Annotated in this window: 15 protein-coding genes; 4 read left to right on the forward strand and 11 right to left on the reverse strand. The window is 54.1% G+C overall.

Annotated features, from left to right (window positions below; all coding sequences use genetic code 11):
- Complete coding sequence (locus IE092_RS14115) at positions 1-534, forward strand: DUF6985 domain-containing protein (protein ID WP_189357839.1); 534 nt, start codon at positions 1-3, stop codon at positions 532-534.
- A gap of 102 nt (positions 535-636) precedes the next feature.
- Here IE092_RS14115 and IE092_RS14120 read toward each other — a convergent pair whose 3' ends face one another.
- From IE092_RS14120 to IE092_RS14130, 3 genes are read right to left on the reverse strand one after another with little or no spacing between them, the layout of a single operon-like run.
- A complete protein-coding gene (locus tag IE092_RS14120; protein ID WP_229793188.1) occupies positions 637-1860 on the reverse strand; it encodes an ABC transporter permease in 1224 nt (407 codons plus the stop codon).
- Positions 1857-2594: an ABC transporter ATP-binding protein gene (locus IE092_RS14125; protein WP_229793189.1), complete on the reverse strand. Its 738-nt coding sequence runs from the start codon at positions 2592-2594 to the stop codon at positions 1857-1859. Before IE092_RS14125 ends, IE092_RS14120 begins: the two co-directional genes overlap by 4 nt.
- Positions 2591-3832, reverse strand: a complete 1242-nt coding sequence (locus tag IE092_RS14130) for an efflux RND transporter periplasmic adaptor subunit (RefSeq protein ID WP_189357840.1) — start codon at positions 3830-3832, stop codon at positions 2591-2593. Before IE092_RS14130 ends, IE092_RS14125 begins: the two co-directional genes overlap by 4 nt.
- A 407-nt stretch (positions 3833-4239) precedes the next feature.
- On the opposite strand from IE092_RS14130, the gene gshA reads away from it, so the two are divergent.
- Positions 4240-5835 carry a glutamate--cysteine ligase gene (gene gshA, locus IE092_RS14140; RefSeq protein ID WP_189357842.1) on the forward strand — a complete coding sequence of 532 codons (1596 nt, stop codon included), beginning with the start codon at positions 4240-4242 and terminating at the stop codon, positions 5833-5835.
- 299 nt (positions 5836-6134) lie between these two features.
- Here the strand turns inward: gshA and IE092_RS14145 are convergent, their stop codons facing one another.
- From IE092_RS14145 to IE092_RS14160, 4 genes are all read right to left on the reverse strand, one after another.
- Positions 6135-6470, reverse strand: a complete 336-nt coding sequence (locus IE092_RS14145) for a DUF7709 family protein (RefSeq protein WP_189357843.1) — start codon at positions 6468-6470, stop codon at positions 6135-6137.
- A gap of 211 nt (positions 6471-6681) precedes the next feature.
- Complete coding sequence (locus tag IE092_RS14150) at positions 6682-6960, reverse strand: hypothetical protein (protein ID WP_189357844.1); 279 nt, start codon at positions 6958-6960, stop codon at positions 6682-6684.
- A 147-nt stretch (positions 6961-7107) separates the two neighbouring features.
- The gene (locus IE092_RS14155; protein WP_189357845.1) at positions 7108-7896 is read right to left on the reverse strand and encodes a TIGR00266 family protein; all 789 of its coding nucleotides are present in this window, start codon (positions 7894-7896) and stop codon (positions 7108-7110) included.
- 96 nt (positions 7897-7992) lie between these two features.
- Entirely contained in the window at positions 7993-8592 is a 600-nt protein-coding gene (locus IE092_RS14160) for a GNAT family N-acetyltransferase (protein WP_229793190.1), read from the reverse strand.
- Between the two features lie 346 nt (positions 8593-8938).
- Here IE092_RS14160 and IE092_RS14165 point away from each other — a divergent pair, with 346 nt between their 5' ends.
- Together IE092_RS14165 and IE092_RS14170 are read left to right on the forward strand one after the other, a co-directional pair.
- Positions 8939-9949, forward strand: coding sequence for a M14 family zinc carboxypeptidase (locus IE092_RS14165; protein ID WP_189357846.1), 1011 nt, complete (start codon positions 8939-8941; stop codon positions 9947-9949).
- Between the two features lie 14 nt (positions 9950-9963).
- Positions 9964-10710, forward strand: a complete 747-nt coding sequence (locus IE092_RS14170) for an alpha/beta fold hydrolase (protein ID WP_189357847.1) — start codon at positions 9964-9966, stop codon at positions 10708-10710.
- An 11-nt stretch (positions 10711-10721) separates the two neighbouring features.
- Here the strand turns inward: IE092_RS14170 and IE092_RS14175 are convergent, their stop codons facing one another.
- The 4 genes from IE092_RS14175 to bioB all read right to left on the reverse strand — a co-directional run bounded on the left by IE092_RS14175 (position 10722) and on the right by bioB (position 15604).
- A complete protein-coding gene (locus IE092_RS14175) occupies positions 10722-11639 on the reverse strand; it encodes a hydroxymethylglutaryl-CoA lyase (protein ID WP_189357848.1) in 918 nt (305 codons plus the stop codon).
- Positions 11640-11669: 30 nt separating this feature from the next.
- Complete coding sequence (locus IE092_RS14180) at positions 11670-12401, reverse strand: pyridoxine 5'-phosphate synthase (RefSeq protein WP_189357849.1); 732 nt, start codon at positions 12399-12401, stop codon at positions 11670-11672.
- Positions 12402-12450: 49 nt separating this feature from the next.
- A complete protein-coding gene (locus tag IE092_RS14185; protein WP_189357850.1) occupies positions 12451-14451 on the reverse strand; it encodes an acetyl/propionyl/methylcrotonyl-CoA carboxylase subunit alpha in 2001 nt (666 codons plus the stop codon).
- A 130-nt stretch (positions 14452-14581) separates the two neighbouring features.
- A complete protein-coding gene (gene bioB, locus IE092_RS14190; RefSeq protein WP_189357851.1) occupies positions 14582-15604 on the reverse strand; it encodes a biotin synthase BioB in 1023 nt (340 codons plus the stop codon).
- Between the last annotated feature and the right edge of the window lie 5 nt (positions 15605-15609).

Genomic DNA, 15609 nt, shown 5'->3' on the forward strand with positions numbered 1-15609 from the left:
ATGATGGAATTCCCTCTGCTTGGCACACTCAGCCATGATGCGGATTACGACTGGCTGGTCAGCGCACCGGTGGCGGTACCGGCACTGGACGGTCTGGAATGCGAATTTTTGCTCGAAGGCTATGAGGACGATGCGCATCCGGAAGAATTTCATGAAGCCGTCCGGCGCTTTCTGAGCGCAGGACCAGACATGCTGCGGGCTGCACAACAGCATATTTATTACTACTATCTGGATTGCGCCAAACTGGCGAAATCGGAAAAACGTGACTGCCCTGAGATCCAGCACGCAGCACAGCTCTGGGATCATCTGGAATTCGGCGCGGAAATTCTGGTACGCCGCCGCAGCGATGCAGAACAGGGCGTGTATCTGGTACTGGAATGCGATTGCGACTGGAATGAAGAAGACGGCCTGCAAATCGTCTTCCGCGAAGGCAACCGCGTCAGCCGCGTCAGCGCATTTGACGACTTCCTGAGCAATCAGGAAGTGTATGGCATCGCTGAACTGGACAGCATCGTGTACCAAAGCCCGGGCTGATCCCCGCTGCACGTTACAGCGCGCGAATCAACTTCATAAAAAAAGCCGGTCAGCGAACACTGACCGGCTTTTTGTTTGCCTGCGTTTTACCGCAAGGCAGCTTTATTCGTAGCGCAGACAATCCACCGGCAATAAGGATGCCGCGCGGCGTGCCGGATAAAAACCGAAGAAGATACCGACGAAGCTGGAGAATGCGCAGGCAATCAGCACCGCATCCCAGCCGATATCGACCGTGATTTTGCCGGTTGCTGTAATGCCGGCAGCACCCAGACTGGCCAGCAACACACCGATCATGCCACCGACCAGACAAATCACCACGGCTTCGGTCAGAAATTGCAGCAGCACATCACGCGGCCGCGCACCGATCGCCATGCGGATACCGATTTCGCGGGTACGCTCGGTGACCGACACCAGCATAATATTCATAATCCCGATTCCGCCCACAATCAGCGAAATCGCACCGATGGCGCCAAGTAAGGCCGCCAGACCGGTACTGATTTTGGCACCGGCTTCGGCAATCGAGGCCAGATTATCGATACGGAAATCATCTTCCTGTTCACCACGGATACGGTGGCGGTCGCGCAGCATTTCCTTGATATCTTCCTGCGCGTCCGCCATTTGCTTATCGCTCTTACCCTGCGCAATCAGATAATGCACATTGCGCGGAAACGGGCTGCGGATCAGTGTGGCACGCGCTGTCGTGATCGGCACCAGCACCATGTCACCGACATCACCACCGTCGAAAGAACGGCCTTCGCCTTCCAGTACACCGCTGACCTGAAACGGCACGTTATCAATCCGCAGATACTGACCGACCGGCTCGCTTTTATAAAAAAACTGTTCCGCGACTTTTTTACCGATTACCACAATGCGTGACGCAGAGCGGATGTCCGAATCGCTGAATGCCGCACCCTGCGCAACTTTCCAGTTACGCACTGTGAACATTTCCGGCGTAATACCGAGTACTGCGTTATTCGAATTGTCGTTACCTGCAGTGATCTGAAAAAAGCCCTGCAGCGCGGCGGCAGCGCCGTTTAAGCTGGGTAAGTCATTCAGCGCTTCCGCATCTTCTATCGATAACGACGGTGCCGTACCGCTGCGGGCACGTACGCCCTGCGTACGGTTCGCACCCGGTGACACAATCATCAGATTACTGCCCAGCACTTCCAGTTCTTTGGAAATAAATTTCTTCGCACTGTCACCGACTGCCAGCATCAGCACCACCGAGGTAATCCCGATAATAATGCCGAGCATGGTCAGTGCCGTGCGCAGGCGGTTCGCATTCATGGCACGGAATGCTTCCACCATGACTTGCATCAGATTCATACTTCCTCCGTCAAATGCGCAGTCGCCAGCTGGCGCAAACCTTCTGCTGCCGGGCCATCGTATAACACCAGACCATCTTTCAGACGCACCAGCCTTCTGGCATACGCCGCAATATCCGGTTCATGCGTGACCAGCACAATCGTGATGCCGCGCTCTTTGTTTAACTGCTGGAACGATTGCATGATGTCCACGCTGGTGCGGGTATCCAGATTACCGGTCGGTTCATCCGCCAGAATCAGCGGCGGATCTGCCACCAGCGCACGCGCGATCGCCACACGCTGCTGCTGACCGCCGGATAATTGATTCGGCATCCGTTTTGCAAACTCCGCCAGCCCCACGCGCTCCAGTTCCTGTAAGGCTTTTTTGCGTGCTTTGTCGCGTCCGGTACCAGCGTAAATCAGCGGCAGCGCTACGTTTTCCGCGATGCTCATCCGTTTGATCAGGTTAAAGCTCTGGAACACAAAGCCTATGGTCTGATTCCGCACTCTGGCCAGTTCAGCACGCGATAAGGTCAGCGTGTCATTGCCATTCAGCAGATACACGCCGGAACTGGCCTGATCCAGACAACCGAGAATATTCATCAGTGTGGATTTACCGGAACCGGACTGTCCCATTACCGCGACAAAATCACCGTGCGGAATCCGGATATTCAGGCCATGCAACACCGGCGTTTCTATACCGCCGGAAAAATAACTTTTCCGGATATCACGGATCGTGATCAGGTCGGTGCTCATCCGTTTTCCCCGTTTTTAGCGGCAGAACGGATAATCACTTTATCACCGGCTTTCAGATCGCCTTTCAGCACTTCAGTGAAACGGAAATTCGACAGTCCGATCTGAATATCGACCGGCACTGCCTGATTCTTATCATCTAATTTATATACTTTAAAAGTACGGGTCTGATCACGGCGCGAACGGAATCCAATGTCATCATCGTTATCGTTCGCTGCCGTTTTACTGGCACTGGCAGCAGCTGCATTCGCCGAAGCGGAAGCGCTGGCAGATGCTTCTTTACGTTTGTTTTCTTTGGCCTGCTCTTCATCGCTAAGCTTGAAACGCAGTGCAGCCGTCGGAATCCGCAACACATTCTGACGCTGACCAACCACTACCCGCACCTGTGCGGTCATGCCCGGTTTCAGCAATTCATCTTTATTATCAACATCCAGCACCACGTTATACGTGACCACGTTTTGCTGCACGTTGGCCGCCAGACGGAACTGGCGCAGCGTGGCTTCAAACTCGCGGTCAGGATAGGCATCGACGACAAAACGGGCTGGCAGGCCATCGCGCAGCGCACCGACATCGGCCTCGGAGACATTGGTATCGATCTGCATTTTGGTCAGATCACGCGCGATCTGGAACAGATTCGGGGTCTGGAAAGCGGCTGCTACGGTCTGGCCGATATCAATTGTCCGTTTGATGATCACGCCGTCAATCGGCGAGCGGATCACGCTGTTATTCAGATTCGCCACCGCATTATCCAGCTGCGCACGCGCGACTTTGATATTGGCATCTGCTACTTCCAGTTCACGCTTACTCTGATCCATGGCGGAACCAGAGACAAAATTCTGTGCCTGCAAACGCTGGTTACGTTCCAGATTGGCCTGCGCCAGACGACGGTTCGCTTCTGCAGATGCCAGACTGGCCTCCGCCTGTTTCACCTGTGCATTGAAAATGGTCGGGTCCAGTTTCAGCAAGACCTGTCCTTTTTTAACACGGTCATTGAAGTCCGCATTCAGCTCGGAAACCTGACCGGAAACCTGCGAACCGACGTTGACCAGCGCCACCGGATTCAGCGTGCCGCTGGCAGTGACCGTCTGGGTCAGGTTTCCTGTATCCACCACTGCCGTGCGGTAACGGGGTAACTGTTCTTTGGTTTTATCAGCGGACGGTTTCATCATCATCACCGCACCGCCGCCCAGTGCCAGCAGCACTGCTGCCACAATTACCCGCTTTTTCGTAAAAATTTGCATGTCAGAATCCGATCAGAAATCGCCGTAAGGCATCATCATTGCATCGCCACCTGTGAAATCAGGCGTGTCGCCACATCATATGAGCTTTGCATGCTGATTTGTCTGCATCTGATGCAGTTTGGTTCCTTTAATGTTTCATTTTGCACAGTTAAATTTTTATTTGTGCTGTTTTCACAAACAGGCATGCGGCAAAAAAAAGAGGCAATAACCTGATGCAGAAATACAACCTGCTGTCGCTGTGAACCTGGATTGACATGTACACGACATAATAACGGGGGAAGATAAGCATTTTTCCTCCGCCACTTCATGATCTGCAACATGGCAAAATGCCCTGCTCCCGATGCAGATTTTAAATTTCGGCTATGCTTAGACGTTTCGTGGCACAAACAGCATAAAAAAGGAACAACGTGAGCAAATTATTAACTGAACGTCTTGCCCTGCTGAGCCAGCCTGAACATCTGCATGTTTTAGGCGATGGCTTGCGTGGCATTGAGCGCGAAACACTGCGCGTCCGTCAGGATGATGGTGCGCTCTCGTTGCGCCCGCATCCTGTGGCACTGGGCGCAACGCTGACCCATCCTGAAATCACCACCGATTACGCGGAAGCCTTGCTGGAATTCATTACGCCGGCGTTGCCGGATATTTCTGCAGTGCTGGAGCGACTCGATCAGATTCACCGTTTTGTACACGCTAATCTGGGCGAGGAAATGCTGTGGAGCCAGTCCATGCCCGGCGAACTGCCGTCGGAAGAAGCGATTCCGATTGCGTGGTATGGAACATCCCACATCGGCATGATCAAGCATGTGTACCGGCGCGGTCTGGCATTGCGTTACGGCAAAACCATGCAATGCATTGCCGGTATTCACTACAATTTTTCGCTGTCGCCGGACGTCTGGAAAATCATCAGCAAAGCCGAAGGACGGCGCGGTGACGCACAGTATCTGCAATCAGAAAGCTATGTCGCCCTGATTCGCAATTTCCACCGCACCAGCTGGCTGCTGATGTATCTGTTCGGCGCTTCGCCGGCAATTCCGCGCAGCTTCCTGCGCGGCGCGCCGCATACGCTGGAAACGCTGTCGGACGATACGCTGTATCTGCCGTATGCGACCAGCCTGCGCATGAGCGATCTCGGTTATCAGAATAATGCGCAGGATGGGCTGGTGCCGCCGTATAACACGCTGCTGGAATACATGCGCAGCCTGTCCAAAGCGGTACGCAAACCGTATCCGCCGTATGAAGCGATCGGCACGCGCAAAGATGGCGAATGGGTACAGATCAATACCAATGTGCTGCAGATCGAAAATGAGTTTTACGCGACGATTCGTCCTAAACAAGTGATACGCAGCGGCGAACGCGCCGTGGAAGCCTTGTGTGCGCGCGGTGTGCAGTACATCGAAGTGCGTTGTATGGATGTGAATCCGTTTGATCCGCTCGGCATCAGCCTGGAAACCGCGCGTTTCCTCGATGTGTTCCTGACCTACTGCGCCTTGCAGGACAGCCCGCTGACCAGCGAAGCCGAAGGCAATATCAATCAGGCCAACTTCAGTGCCACCGTGCGTGAAGGCCGTCGCCCGGGCTTGATGTTACAGCGCGGCGAACAGCAAATCAGCCTGCAGGCATGGGGACTGGATCTGATCGCTGCGATGGAGCCGGTAGCGGCCTTGCTCGACCAGCAGCATGGCGGCAGTGCACATCGTGACAGTCTGGCGGTGCAGAAAGCGCGTCTGGTTAATCCTGAACTTACGCCGTCCGCACAGGTGCTGCAGGCCATCACGGAACACGGCAACTCCTATGTAGGCTTTGGTCTGGCGCAAAGTCAGCAACTGGCACAACAATTCCGCGACCGCCCTTTATCAACGGAACAGACACAAGGCTTTACTGCGGCAGCACAGCAATCCCTGCAGGAACAAAGCACCATCGAGCAACAGCAGAGTGGTGACTTTGACAGCTTTATTCAGGATTACCGTTCCCGCACTTCTGAGCAGATTTGCTGCGACGAATAAGCACTTCATGCGGCTGCAGGTTTGTGCACCTGCAGTCCGCATCCTCTCCTAAAATCCGCTAACCCGCTGCATTCGCTGCCTGTCGTCCGGCAGCTGGTTCGCAGTCTGCCTGTTGATAAGGCTGTCTCTGATCTGTTTCAGGCCGTTTTTCAGCCCGTTTTTGCCCTGAATGCGGTGTTCAGCACAGCGATCCGGCGGTCGTCGGCAGAAACTCTGGTCGTCCGGAAAATGTAAATGACGATTTTTGCACAATACGGATAGTCCGCAGCGCCGCTATTCAGGGGACCGGGCTGTCGTGATCAGGCGGCGCTGCCTGTCGTGTTTTCTGTCTGCAAGGCTTGCGCGATCATTCCAACGTAGCGGCGGCCCGGATTATCACCGGCGATCCAGTCCTGCGGCGGGAACAGATCGAACAAACCGACTTTGATCAGCGTCGGCACAGAAAGGCGCAATTCTTCTTCGACCTGCCCGCGCTGCCCATTGTTATAAAGCGAAATATTGACAAGCATGGTCGCGACGGTTCCGGTTTGCACCTGACTGCCATCTTTCAGCTTAACCAAAGGCAATTGCTCGCCCTCACTGAGAATTTTCTGATTAATTCCGGCCAGAGCGGCCGTATGATCGGGTGTTTGCATGCATAACTCCATCAAAAAAACCGGCGAGCATGGCCGGAAAAAATGGCCCGCTGGCGATGATGGCTGGGGAGTGAAAGCTAGGTGCGAAAGGAAGAAATGCACCGCTGCCTGTTATGCAGATAGTGTTCGTCAGAGAATATTCAAGCGGTACTGATGAAATACGTTCAGGAAAATCGTGCGCAGTCCATACAGGTGGCACAGTCCTGAAAGCTCAGACCCAGAACTTCCAGAATGGCTTCCTGCCGGACTCTCCGGGTTCGGTGTCGCTGATTAAACCCATACGTATCAGGCATTCCTGATGATTCAGCCCTTTGCCGCGCAACCAGGCGTAATAGTATTCCTGCGGCATTTTGAAACGCAGGTTAAACGGATTCGGTAAATGTGCTTTGACCAGTTCCTGATAGTCCTGCCATTCAGGAACTTCATCGTGATTTTTATCTTTCAGGCGCCGCACAAAAGCCATTGCCTGATCAATGATCAGAGTATCCATACCGGACTGAGAATTCGGGCAAGCTTTAAGCTTACCGTTATTCACAGATGACCGGCATGCATCTGCCGGTGCTTTGCGCTGCATACAACAAAAAAACCGCCGTAATGACGGCGGTGAAAAGGGAGATGAAGCAGTACGACAGAGAACTCAGTCTTTTTCAAACATATTGCCGAAGCTGCCCAGCACAGAACCCTGTTCAGACTTGCTGCCGCCCATGGCAGTGCTGACAACCTGATTCGCCAGACGCGAGAACGGCAGCGATTGCAGCCAGACCTTGCCGGGACCGCGCAGCGTGGCAAAGAATATGCCTTCACCGCCGAACAAAGCTGTTTTAATGCCGCCGACGAACTGAATATCAAAATCCACATCCGGTGTGAACGCAGCGACGCAGCCGGTATCGACACGCAGAACCTGACCCGGTTGCAGGGTTTTCTCAATGATGGTGCCGCCGGCGTGGATGAAGGCCATGCCATCGCCTTCCAGCTTTTGCAAAATGAAACCTTCACCGCCGAAGAAACCGGCGCCCAGTTTGCGCTGGAATCCGATACCGAGCGAAACGCCGCGTGCCGCACACAGGAAAGCTTCTTTCTGACACATCAGTGTGCCGCCAAGCTGCGACAAATCCATCGGTACGATCTTACCCGGATAGTTAGCACCGAAAGCCACACGGCGCTTGGTGAAACTGTCCTGATTGCTGTACATCGTAGTGAACAGGCTTTCGCCGGTCACCAGACGCTTACCTGCGCCCAGCAGCTTGCCGAAGATGCCGGTCTGGCTGGCGGAACCATCGCCGAAAATGGTTTCCATCTGGATGCCGTCTTCCATGTAGAACATCGTACCGGCTTCACCGATGGCCGCTTCGCCCGGATCCAGTTCGATTTCCACAAACTGCATATCATCGCCATACACACGATAGTCCACCACATCCATTGCCATTCTTCTCTCCTCAAAGATGCCTGCACAGGCGTTTCAAACATGCTGCGCATTGTATGCAGAGCGGATCAGAATGAGGACGGTAATCGCAGCGCAGATTTACCGGATGGCGGCGGAAGGTAAGGCCATGAGTGGCAGATAAAAAATACTGGTTCCCGCCAGCGGGCCGGACGGCAGGCGGGCGTATCCGGGAATGTGTCCTGCAACTTGCCAGCCCAGATTGCGGTACAGTGCTTCGGCAGCACTGCCGGTTTCTGTATCCAGCACCAGTAAGCTTTTTCCGGCCGCCCGTGCTTCGCGCTGCGCATGCAGCATCAGCGCCCGTGCAATACCTTTTCTGCGCTGATGACTGAACACCAGCAGCTTCGCAATTTCAGCACGGTGCGGCTGATTGTCAGGCATGTCGGTGATCAGTTGCACAGCGCCTGTCAGCATTTGCTGCGTATCCAGTGCCACAAACAGCCTGCGCTCACCGGCTGCGACACTGCTTTGTACTTTCTGCCAGAATGCAGCCGTCTTTTCCGGCGTGAGGTCTGCCATAAAACCGACTGAAGCACCATGACCGACACAGTCGGTCAGCAGTTGAATCAGTTGCGGGATATACGGTGGCATTTCCGCTGCACGCAATTCGTGCAGCGTGATAGGTAAAGCCACTGAACTACCGCTATCAGCGTTCGCCATACAAGCATCAGCATTCATTTCTGTTCTCCGTCAAAATCTCTCTCAGGATGCAGATGACGCACAAGTTCTGCAAAGCCTGCCTTCCTGAGTCACATGTCTTATCCAAAAAAGTTAAGCTGAAGGAAAGCAAACACGATGCCAGCAAATGTCAGTAGCAGGATGCTGCGGCTGCATTTTTTTCTTGCAGCGCTGCACAAACATGAGGCAAAGAGACAACAAAACGGAACAAAGACCTGCATTAATGCCACAATGGTCATCCTCCGGCTGCGCCATTGCGGCGCACTTGCATGGCAGGCGGATGCAAATACCGGATACCCCGGTAACCCGCGGCACAGTACTGATTTCTTTGTTACTCCCTTCGCTTATGCCATCACTGCCCGAATTACGCGAACTGGAAACCATCCTGCATCAGTCAGGACACCATGCTGATATCAGTGTTCTTTGTCATGTAGTAACCAGACATAAACGCTTTCCGGTGTACAAGATTGCGCTCGGCAATCCTGATCCTTCACTGCCTGCAATTGGCTTTTTTGGCGGCATACACGGGCTGGAACGCATCGGTACGCAAGTATTACTGGCATTTCTGCGCGGCACTTTATCGCGTTTGCGCTGGGATGTGAGTCTGCAGCACATGCTGGAACATATCCGTATCGTGTTTATTCCGCTGATCAATCCGGGTGGTATGTGGCTGGGGACACGTGCCAATCCGAACGGCGTTGATCTGATGCGAAATTCGCCTGTCGAAGCGCGGGAAAAAGTACCGTTGCTGCTGGGCGGGCATCGTGTCAGTAATCTGTTGCCGTGGTATCGCGGTCCCGCCGGTCAGGAGATGGAAGCGGAAAATCTGGTGCTGGCAGAAACTGTACGGCAGGAACTAATGGGACGTCCGTTCAGTCTGGCGGTCGATTGCCACTCCGGCTTCGGGCTGCGCGACCGTGTCTGGTTTCCGCTGGCACATACGGCGGATCCGATTCCGCATCTGGCGGAAGTCATCGCGCTGGAAGAATTATTTGAACAGACCCACCCCAGCCATCGCTATCTGTTTGAGCCGCAAAGCCTGCAATACCGCACGCACGGCGATATCTGGGATTATTTATATCTGGAAGCGCTGCAACAGCCGCAGCATTGTTTTCTGCCACTGACGCTGGAAATGGGCTCGTGGCTGTGGGTCAAAAAAAATCCGCGCCAGTTATTTTCGAGGCTGGGCATGTTTAATCCGGTGGCGGAACACCGGCTGCACCGTGTATTAAGGCGTCATACTTCATGGCTGGATTTTCTGATGCGTGCTACTTGCGGTTATCAGAGCTGGCAAGTCAGCGGCCCGCGACGGCTGCGTATGCAGGAACAGGCGGTACGCCGCTGGTTCAACCCCTGAACGGAGCTAAGGCGATGACCTGGGTTTTATTGCGCGGACTGATGCGTGAACAAAGGCACTGGGAAGATTTTCCCGCAAGACTGGCTGCCGCCTATACGGAGGAAAGAATACTGACACCGGATTTCCCGGGCAATGGCAGCCGCTGGCAGGAAACCAGTCCGACCCGCATCAGCGCCATGACAGACTTTCTCAGAGAAGAACTGAAACGCGAAAATGCCGATCAGCAACCGGTCAGTGTGATTGCGATCTCGCTGGGTGGCATGGTGGCCACCGACTGGATCAGCCGTTATCCGCACGAAGTGCGCAGACTGGTACTGATTAATACCAGCCTCGCTGGTTATCATCCGTTTTACCGGCGGCTGAAGCCTGAAAATTATCCCGCCTTGCTGGCTCAGCTTTGGCAACGTCAGCCGGCGCAAAGAGAACGTTTGTTGCTGAGCCTGACCAGTCAGCATCATCAGCAAAATCCCGCTGTACTGGATCGCTTCAGCAGCTACGCACAGGAATATCCGGTGACCCGTAAAAACGCACTGCGTCAGCTGGGTGCGGCTATTCGCTTTCATGCACCGCGACAAACACCGGCAGTCCCTTTACTGATACTCGCAGGCGCAAAAGACCGGCTGGTTGATCCCGGCTGCAGCCTGAGTCTGGCGCAGCACTGGAAAGCCAGCTGCGCTGTGCATCCGGATGCCGGACATGATCTTCCGCTGGATGATCCGGACTGGATCATCCGTCAAATCCGCAAATGGAGCGGTGACTAGCAAGCAATCGATCAGGCAGTACGACGCTTCGCGGCCAGTGCATTGCCTGCGCGGCTGGCAGCAGGACGGCCAAGATGCGCAGAAATAAATTGCCCGGCATCCACCACCTGATCCAGATCGATGCCAGTGCGTATGCCCAGCCCGTGCAGCAGATACAGCACATCTTCCGTTGCCACGTTACCGGTCGCCCCTTTCGCATATGGACAGCCACCCAGACCTGCAACGCTGGAATGGAAGATCGCGACACCGGTTTCCAGACTGGCGTAAATATTCGCCAGTGCCTGTCCGTAAGTGTCATGGAAATGACCGGCGATTTGCGTCAGCGGAAATTCGGACGCCACCGTCTGCATCACTTGCTGAACATGACGTGCAGTACCGGTACCGATGGTGTCGGCAATATCAATTTCATCGCAGCCAAGATCGCGCATACGACGCACCACATCTGCCACCGCAGCTGGTTCTACCGCGCCCTGATACGGACAACCGAAAGAACAACTGATACTGCCGCGCAAACGAATGCCATTTGCTTTGGCAGCAGCGGCCACATCCTGAAAACGCGCGATCGACTCCTCGATCGAACAATTAATATTCTTTTGTGCAAACGCTTCAGATGCAGAACTGAAAATCACCACTTCGGCAGCACCGGCAGCCAGTGCGGCTTCAAAGCCCTTCATATTCGGTGTCAGCGCAGAATAAATCGTGCCTTCGCGGCGCGTAATCCCGGCCATCACTTCTGCCGACGTTGCCATCTGCGGTACCCATTTCGGCGATACAAAAGATGCGGCTTCAATGTTGGCAAATCCGGCGCTACTCAACCGGTTCACCAGCTCAATTTTGACTTCGGCGGGAATTGCTTCTTTTTCATTCTGCAAGCCATCGCGCGGCCCGACTTCGACAACTTTGACATACTCAGGCAGTTTGCTTGTCATACCGTTCTCCGTATCTGCACCCGATCTGCGTCAGGCTGTTTGATGGATAATATTCTGATAGGCCTGCATCACTTGCTGCACGCCCATTTCCAGACATTCGACCACAATTGCATGACCGATGGAAACTTCCAGAATGCCCGGAATCTGCAGGAAACGTCCGAGATTTTCCAGATTCAGATCGTGACCTGCATTCACACCCAGCCCGGCATCCTGTGCCAGCTTTGCAGCGTCCGCAAAGCCCTGCCAGATGGCCGCATTTTCAGGCTGACCATAGGTTTCTGCGTATGGTTCGGTATACAGTTCAACACGGTCTGCTCCGAGTTCACGCGCAAACGGGATATCCGCATTATCGTAATCAACAAACAGGCTGCTGCGGATACCGTGTGCGCTGAGTTCTGCAATCACTTCTCGCAATTGTTTTTCGTGACGACGCAAATCCCAGCCATGATCGGAAGTCAGCTGACCGGGTTCATCTGGTACCAGCGTACATTGTGCCGGACGGGCTGCGATCACCACATCCATAAATTCACGGGTGGGATAACCTTCTACATTTAGTTCCGCACCGCGTGCCTGACATAAAGCGCCCAGCGTTTCAACATCGCTGTAACGTGCATGACGCTGATCAGGACGCGGATGCAGCGTGATCCCTGCTGCGCCCAGATCCAGACAACGCGCAGCAAATGCCGCCACATCCGGATAGTTGCGTCCGCGCGAATTACGGATCAGCGCCACTTTATTAATATTCACTGATAACAAGGTCATGCTTTGTTTCCTTTCTTCACCGGCTGCCTGCACAACCGGTTTTCCTGATTTAATTTGACTGTGCAAATGCCAGCAGTTGCGCGCCCTCACTGACCTGATCACCAACGGCGTAGAGAATCTCGGCGATTTCACCGTCGTGTGGCGCAGAGATCGTGTGCTCCATTTTCATGGCCTCCATAATCAGCAGTGCTTCGCCTTTTTTGACGGCACGGCCTTTTTCAGTCATCACAGCGACAATTTTGCCCGGCATAGGTGCAGTCAGACGACCACCTTCAGCTTCGGCATCGCCAGCATGCGCGAGCGGATCATGATAATGCAGCTCAGTGTGCTGTCCCGCTGCGAAAACATGCACTTTTTCACCATCCCAGATGACTTCACCACTCAGGGTGAGTTCATCCAGACTCAGCTGAATCTGATTGCCTGCAGACTGACGAATTTGCATCGTGTGACTGACACCGGCAATCTGCAATTGATATGAACCGGCACTGTATTGCAGGCTGAGCGCAATCTGCTGTTCTTCTTCGCTGAAGCGCAGCTCACGGATCAGCGGTAAATTCATACGCCAGCCATGGCTGCTTTGCCACGGATCGCTGCCTGCCTGCTGTTCGCTCAGCAGCAATCCTGCGACTGCCAGCGCCAGCACTGATGCGGATGGCGGTACAACCGCAGGGAACAGACTGTCATGGTGACGTTCGATCAGACCGGTATCCAGATCAGCGTGTGAAAACGGGTCTGAGTGCATCAGACGCGACAGGAAAGCGATATTGGTATGCAGACCGACAATACGGTATTGCGCCAGCGCCTGACGCATACGTGCCAGTGCTTCAGTACGGTCTTTACCCCAGACGATCATTTTGGCGATCATCGGATCATAGAATGGCGAAATCGTGTCGCCTTCACGCACACCGCTGTCAATCCGGAAAGCGGCAGGCTCGGTACCGTGACCCAGACTGAATTCCACGGACTGCGGAGTACGCAGATAACGCAGTTTGCCGATGGACGGCAGGAAGCCTTTCTCCGGATTCTCTGCGTAAATACGCGCTTCAATCGCGTGGCCATTGATTTGCAAGTCTGTCTGCTGCGCCGGCAGTTTCTCACCAGCAGCAACGCGCAACTGCCATTCCACCAGATCTGTGCCGGTAATCATTTCGGTCACCGGATGCTCCACCTGCAGACGGGTATTCATTTCCATGAAATAAAAACTGCCATCCTGATTGGCAATAAATTCCACCGTTCCCGCGCCGACATAGCCAACGGCACCTGCAGCAGCCACCGCAGCCTCACCCATCGCCTGACGACGCTCCGCCGTCATACCTGGTGCAGGTGCTTCTTCAATCACTTTCTGATGGCGGCGCTGTACCGAGCAATCGCGCTCAAACAGATACACGCAATTGCCATGGGTATCTGCGAATACCTGAATCTCAATATGGCGCGGGCGTTGCAGATATTTTTCCACCAGTACTTTATCGTCACCGAAGGAATTAATCGCTTCGCGTTTACAGGATGCCAACGCATCCGCAAAATCTGCAGATTTTTCAACAACGCGCATACCTTTACCGCCGCCGCCTGCACTGGCTTTCAGTAATACCGGATAACCGATTGCATCAGCCTGCGCATTCAGGAATGCCGTATCCTGCTGGTCACCGTGATAACCGGGAACCAGTGGCACATTCGCTTTTTCCATCAATGCTTTCGCGGCAGACTTACTGCCCATCGCATCAATTGCGCTGGCAGGCGGGCCGATAAATACCAGACCCTTGTCAGCACAGGCTTTGGCAAATTCAGCGTTTTCAGACAGGAAACCATAACCCGGATGAATTGCCTGCGCGCCGGTAGCCAGTGCTACTTCGATCAGCTTTTCTGCACGCAGATAGCTTTCTTTCGCTGCAGCAGGGCCAATCAGCACTGCTTCATCACAAACAGCAACGTGCTTCGCACCGGCATCTGCTTCTGAATACACAGCAACCGTACGGATACCCATACGGCGCGCAGTGGCGGCTACACGGCAGGCAATTTCGCCGCGATTGGCGATCAGGATTTTGGTAAACATGTCTCTCGCTTTCTTTATCGTTATCTGGTTAGAAATGCTTTATCTCTTGCCTGTCACAACAGGGCTGCACATGCTTGTGGCGGCGGCAACCCGGTTGTCAGGACACGATCTCTGCGTGCGGATATCAGCGTCAGCTACAGCTGCCTGCTTTGCTTTCTACTTTGCTGCGGGTTTTCAGACCCAGTTTATCCAGCAGAACGCGGTCATCTTCCGCTTCCGGGTTATCCGTTGTCAGCAATTTATCGCCGTAGAAAATGGAATTCGCGCCTGCCAGGAAGCACATTGCCTGTACCGCTTCACCGAGCTCACGACGGCCTGCAGACAAACGAACACGTGCTTTCGGCATCGTGATACGTGCAACTGCAATCGTACGGACAAATTCCAGCGGGTCCAGCGGCGGTAAACCGTGCAATGGCGTGCCTTCGACCTGTACCAGATGATTAACCGGTACTGACTCCGGATACGGATTCAGATTCGCCAGCTGAGAAATCAGACCTGCGCGCTGACGGCGGCTTTCTCCCATACCGACGATACCGCCACAGCAGACTTTCAAACCGGCACTGCGGACATGACCGAGTGTATCCAGACGATCCTGATATTCACGGGTGGAAATGACTTTGTCGTAAAACTCCGGCGCGGTATCCAGATTGTGGTTGTAATAATCCAGACCGGCTGCCGCCAGACGCTGTGCCTGTTCTTCTTTCAGCATACCCAGCGTAGCGCAGGTTTCCAGACCCAGCGCTTTGACTTCGCGCACCATGGTTTCAACTTTTTCCATGTCGCGGTCTTTTGGCGAACGCCACGCAGCGCCCATGCAGAAACGGGTTGCACCGTTTTCACGCGCAGCTTTTGCTGCATCCAGCACCTCGCGGACGTCCAGAATTTTTTTCGCCTCGACACCGGTGTCATAGCGCGCTGCCTGCGGACAGTAACCACAATCTTCTTCACAGCCGCCGGTTTTAATCGACAGCAAGGTTGCCAGCTCCACATCGCCATCAGGGAAATTCGCACGATGCGTTGTCTGTGCTTTGTGCATCAGGTCGGTAAATGGCAACTCGAACAATGCCAGTACTTCATCGACCGGCCAGGTTTCCGCTTCTATCTGGCGTACCGGAGCCTGAAAGTGCAGAGTTTGTTGATTTTCAGCTTGCATAGTAA

The organism is Cognatundibacterium squillarum, assembly GCF_014652435.1.
GTDB lineage: Bacteria > Pseudomonadota > Gammaproteobacteria > Burkholderiales > Burkholderiaceae_D > Undibacterium > Undibacterium squillarum.

Bases quoted from the DNA above. Each gene is read 5' to 3' on its own strand.
- IE092_RS14180 (WP_189357849.1), bottom strand. From the start codon at position 12,401: ATGACCTTGTTATCAGTGAATATTAATAAAGTGGCGCTGATCCGTAAT.
- IE092_RS14145 (WP_189357843.1), bottom strand. From the start codon at position 6,470: ATGCAAACACCCGATCATACGGCCGCTCTGGCCGGAATTAATCAGAAA.
- IE092_RS14150 (WP_189357844.1), bottom strand. From the start codon at position 6,960: ATGGATACTCTGATCATTGATCAGGCAATGGCTTTTGTGCGGCGCCTG.
- IE092_RS14175 (WP_189357848.1), bottom strand. From the start codon at position 11,639: ATGACAAGCAAACTGCCTGAGTATGTCAAAGTTGTCGAAGTCGGGCCG.
- IE092_RS14170 (WP_189357847.1), top strand. From the start codon at position 9,964: ATGACCTGGGTTTTATTGCGCGGACTGATGCGTGAACAAAGGCACTGG.
- IE092_RS14185 (WP_189357850.1), bottom strand. From the start codon at position 14,451: ATGTTTACCAAAATCCTGATCGCCAATCGCGGCGAAATTGCCTGCCGT.
- IE092_RS14115 (WP_189357839.1), top strand. From the start codon at position 1: ATGATGGAATTCCCTCTGCTTGGCACACTCAGCCATGATGCGGATTAC.
- IE092_RS14155 (WP_189357845.1), bottom strand. From the start codon at position 7,896: ATGGCAATGGATGTGGTGGACTATCGTGTGTATGGCGATGATATGCAG.
- IE092_RS14165 (WP_189357846.1), top strand. From the start codon at position 8,939: ATGCCATCACTGCCCGAATTACGCGAACTGGAAACCATCCTGCATCAG.
- IE092_RS14120 (WP_229793188.1), bottom strand. From the start codon at position 1,860: ATGAATCTGATGCAAGTCATGGTGGAAGCATTCCGTGCCATGAATGCG.
- IE092_RS14125 (WP_229793189.1), bottom strand. From the start codon at position 2,594: ATGAGCACCGACCTGATCACGATCCGTGATATCCGGAAAAGTTATTTT.
- bioB (WP_189357851.1), bottom strand. From the start codon at position 15,604: ATGCAAGCTGAAAATCAACAAACTCTGCACTTTCAGGCTCCGGTACGC.
- IE092_RS14130 (WP_189357840.1), bottom strand. From the start codon at position 3,832: ATGCAAATTTTTACGAAAAAGCGGGTAATTGTGGCAGCAGTGCTGCTG.
- IE092_RS14160 (WP_229793190.1), bottom strand. From the start codon at position 8,592: ATGAATGCTGATGCTTGTATGGCGAACGCTGATAGCGGTAGTTCAGTG.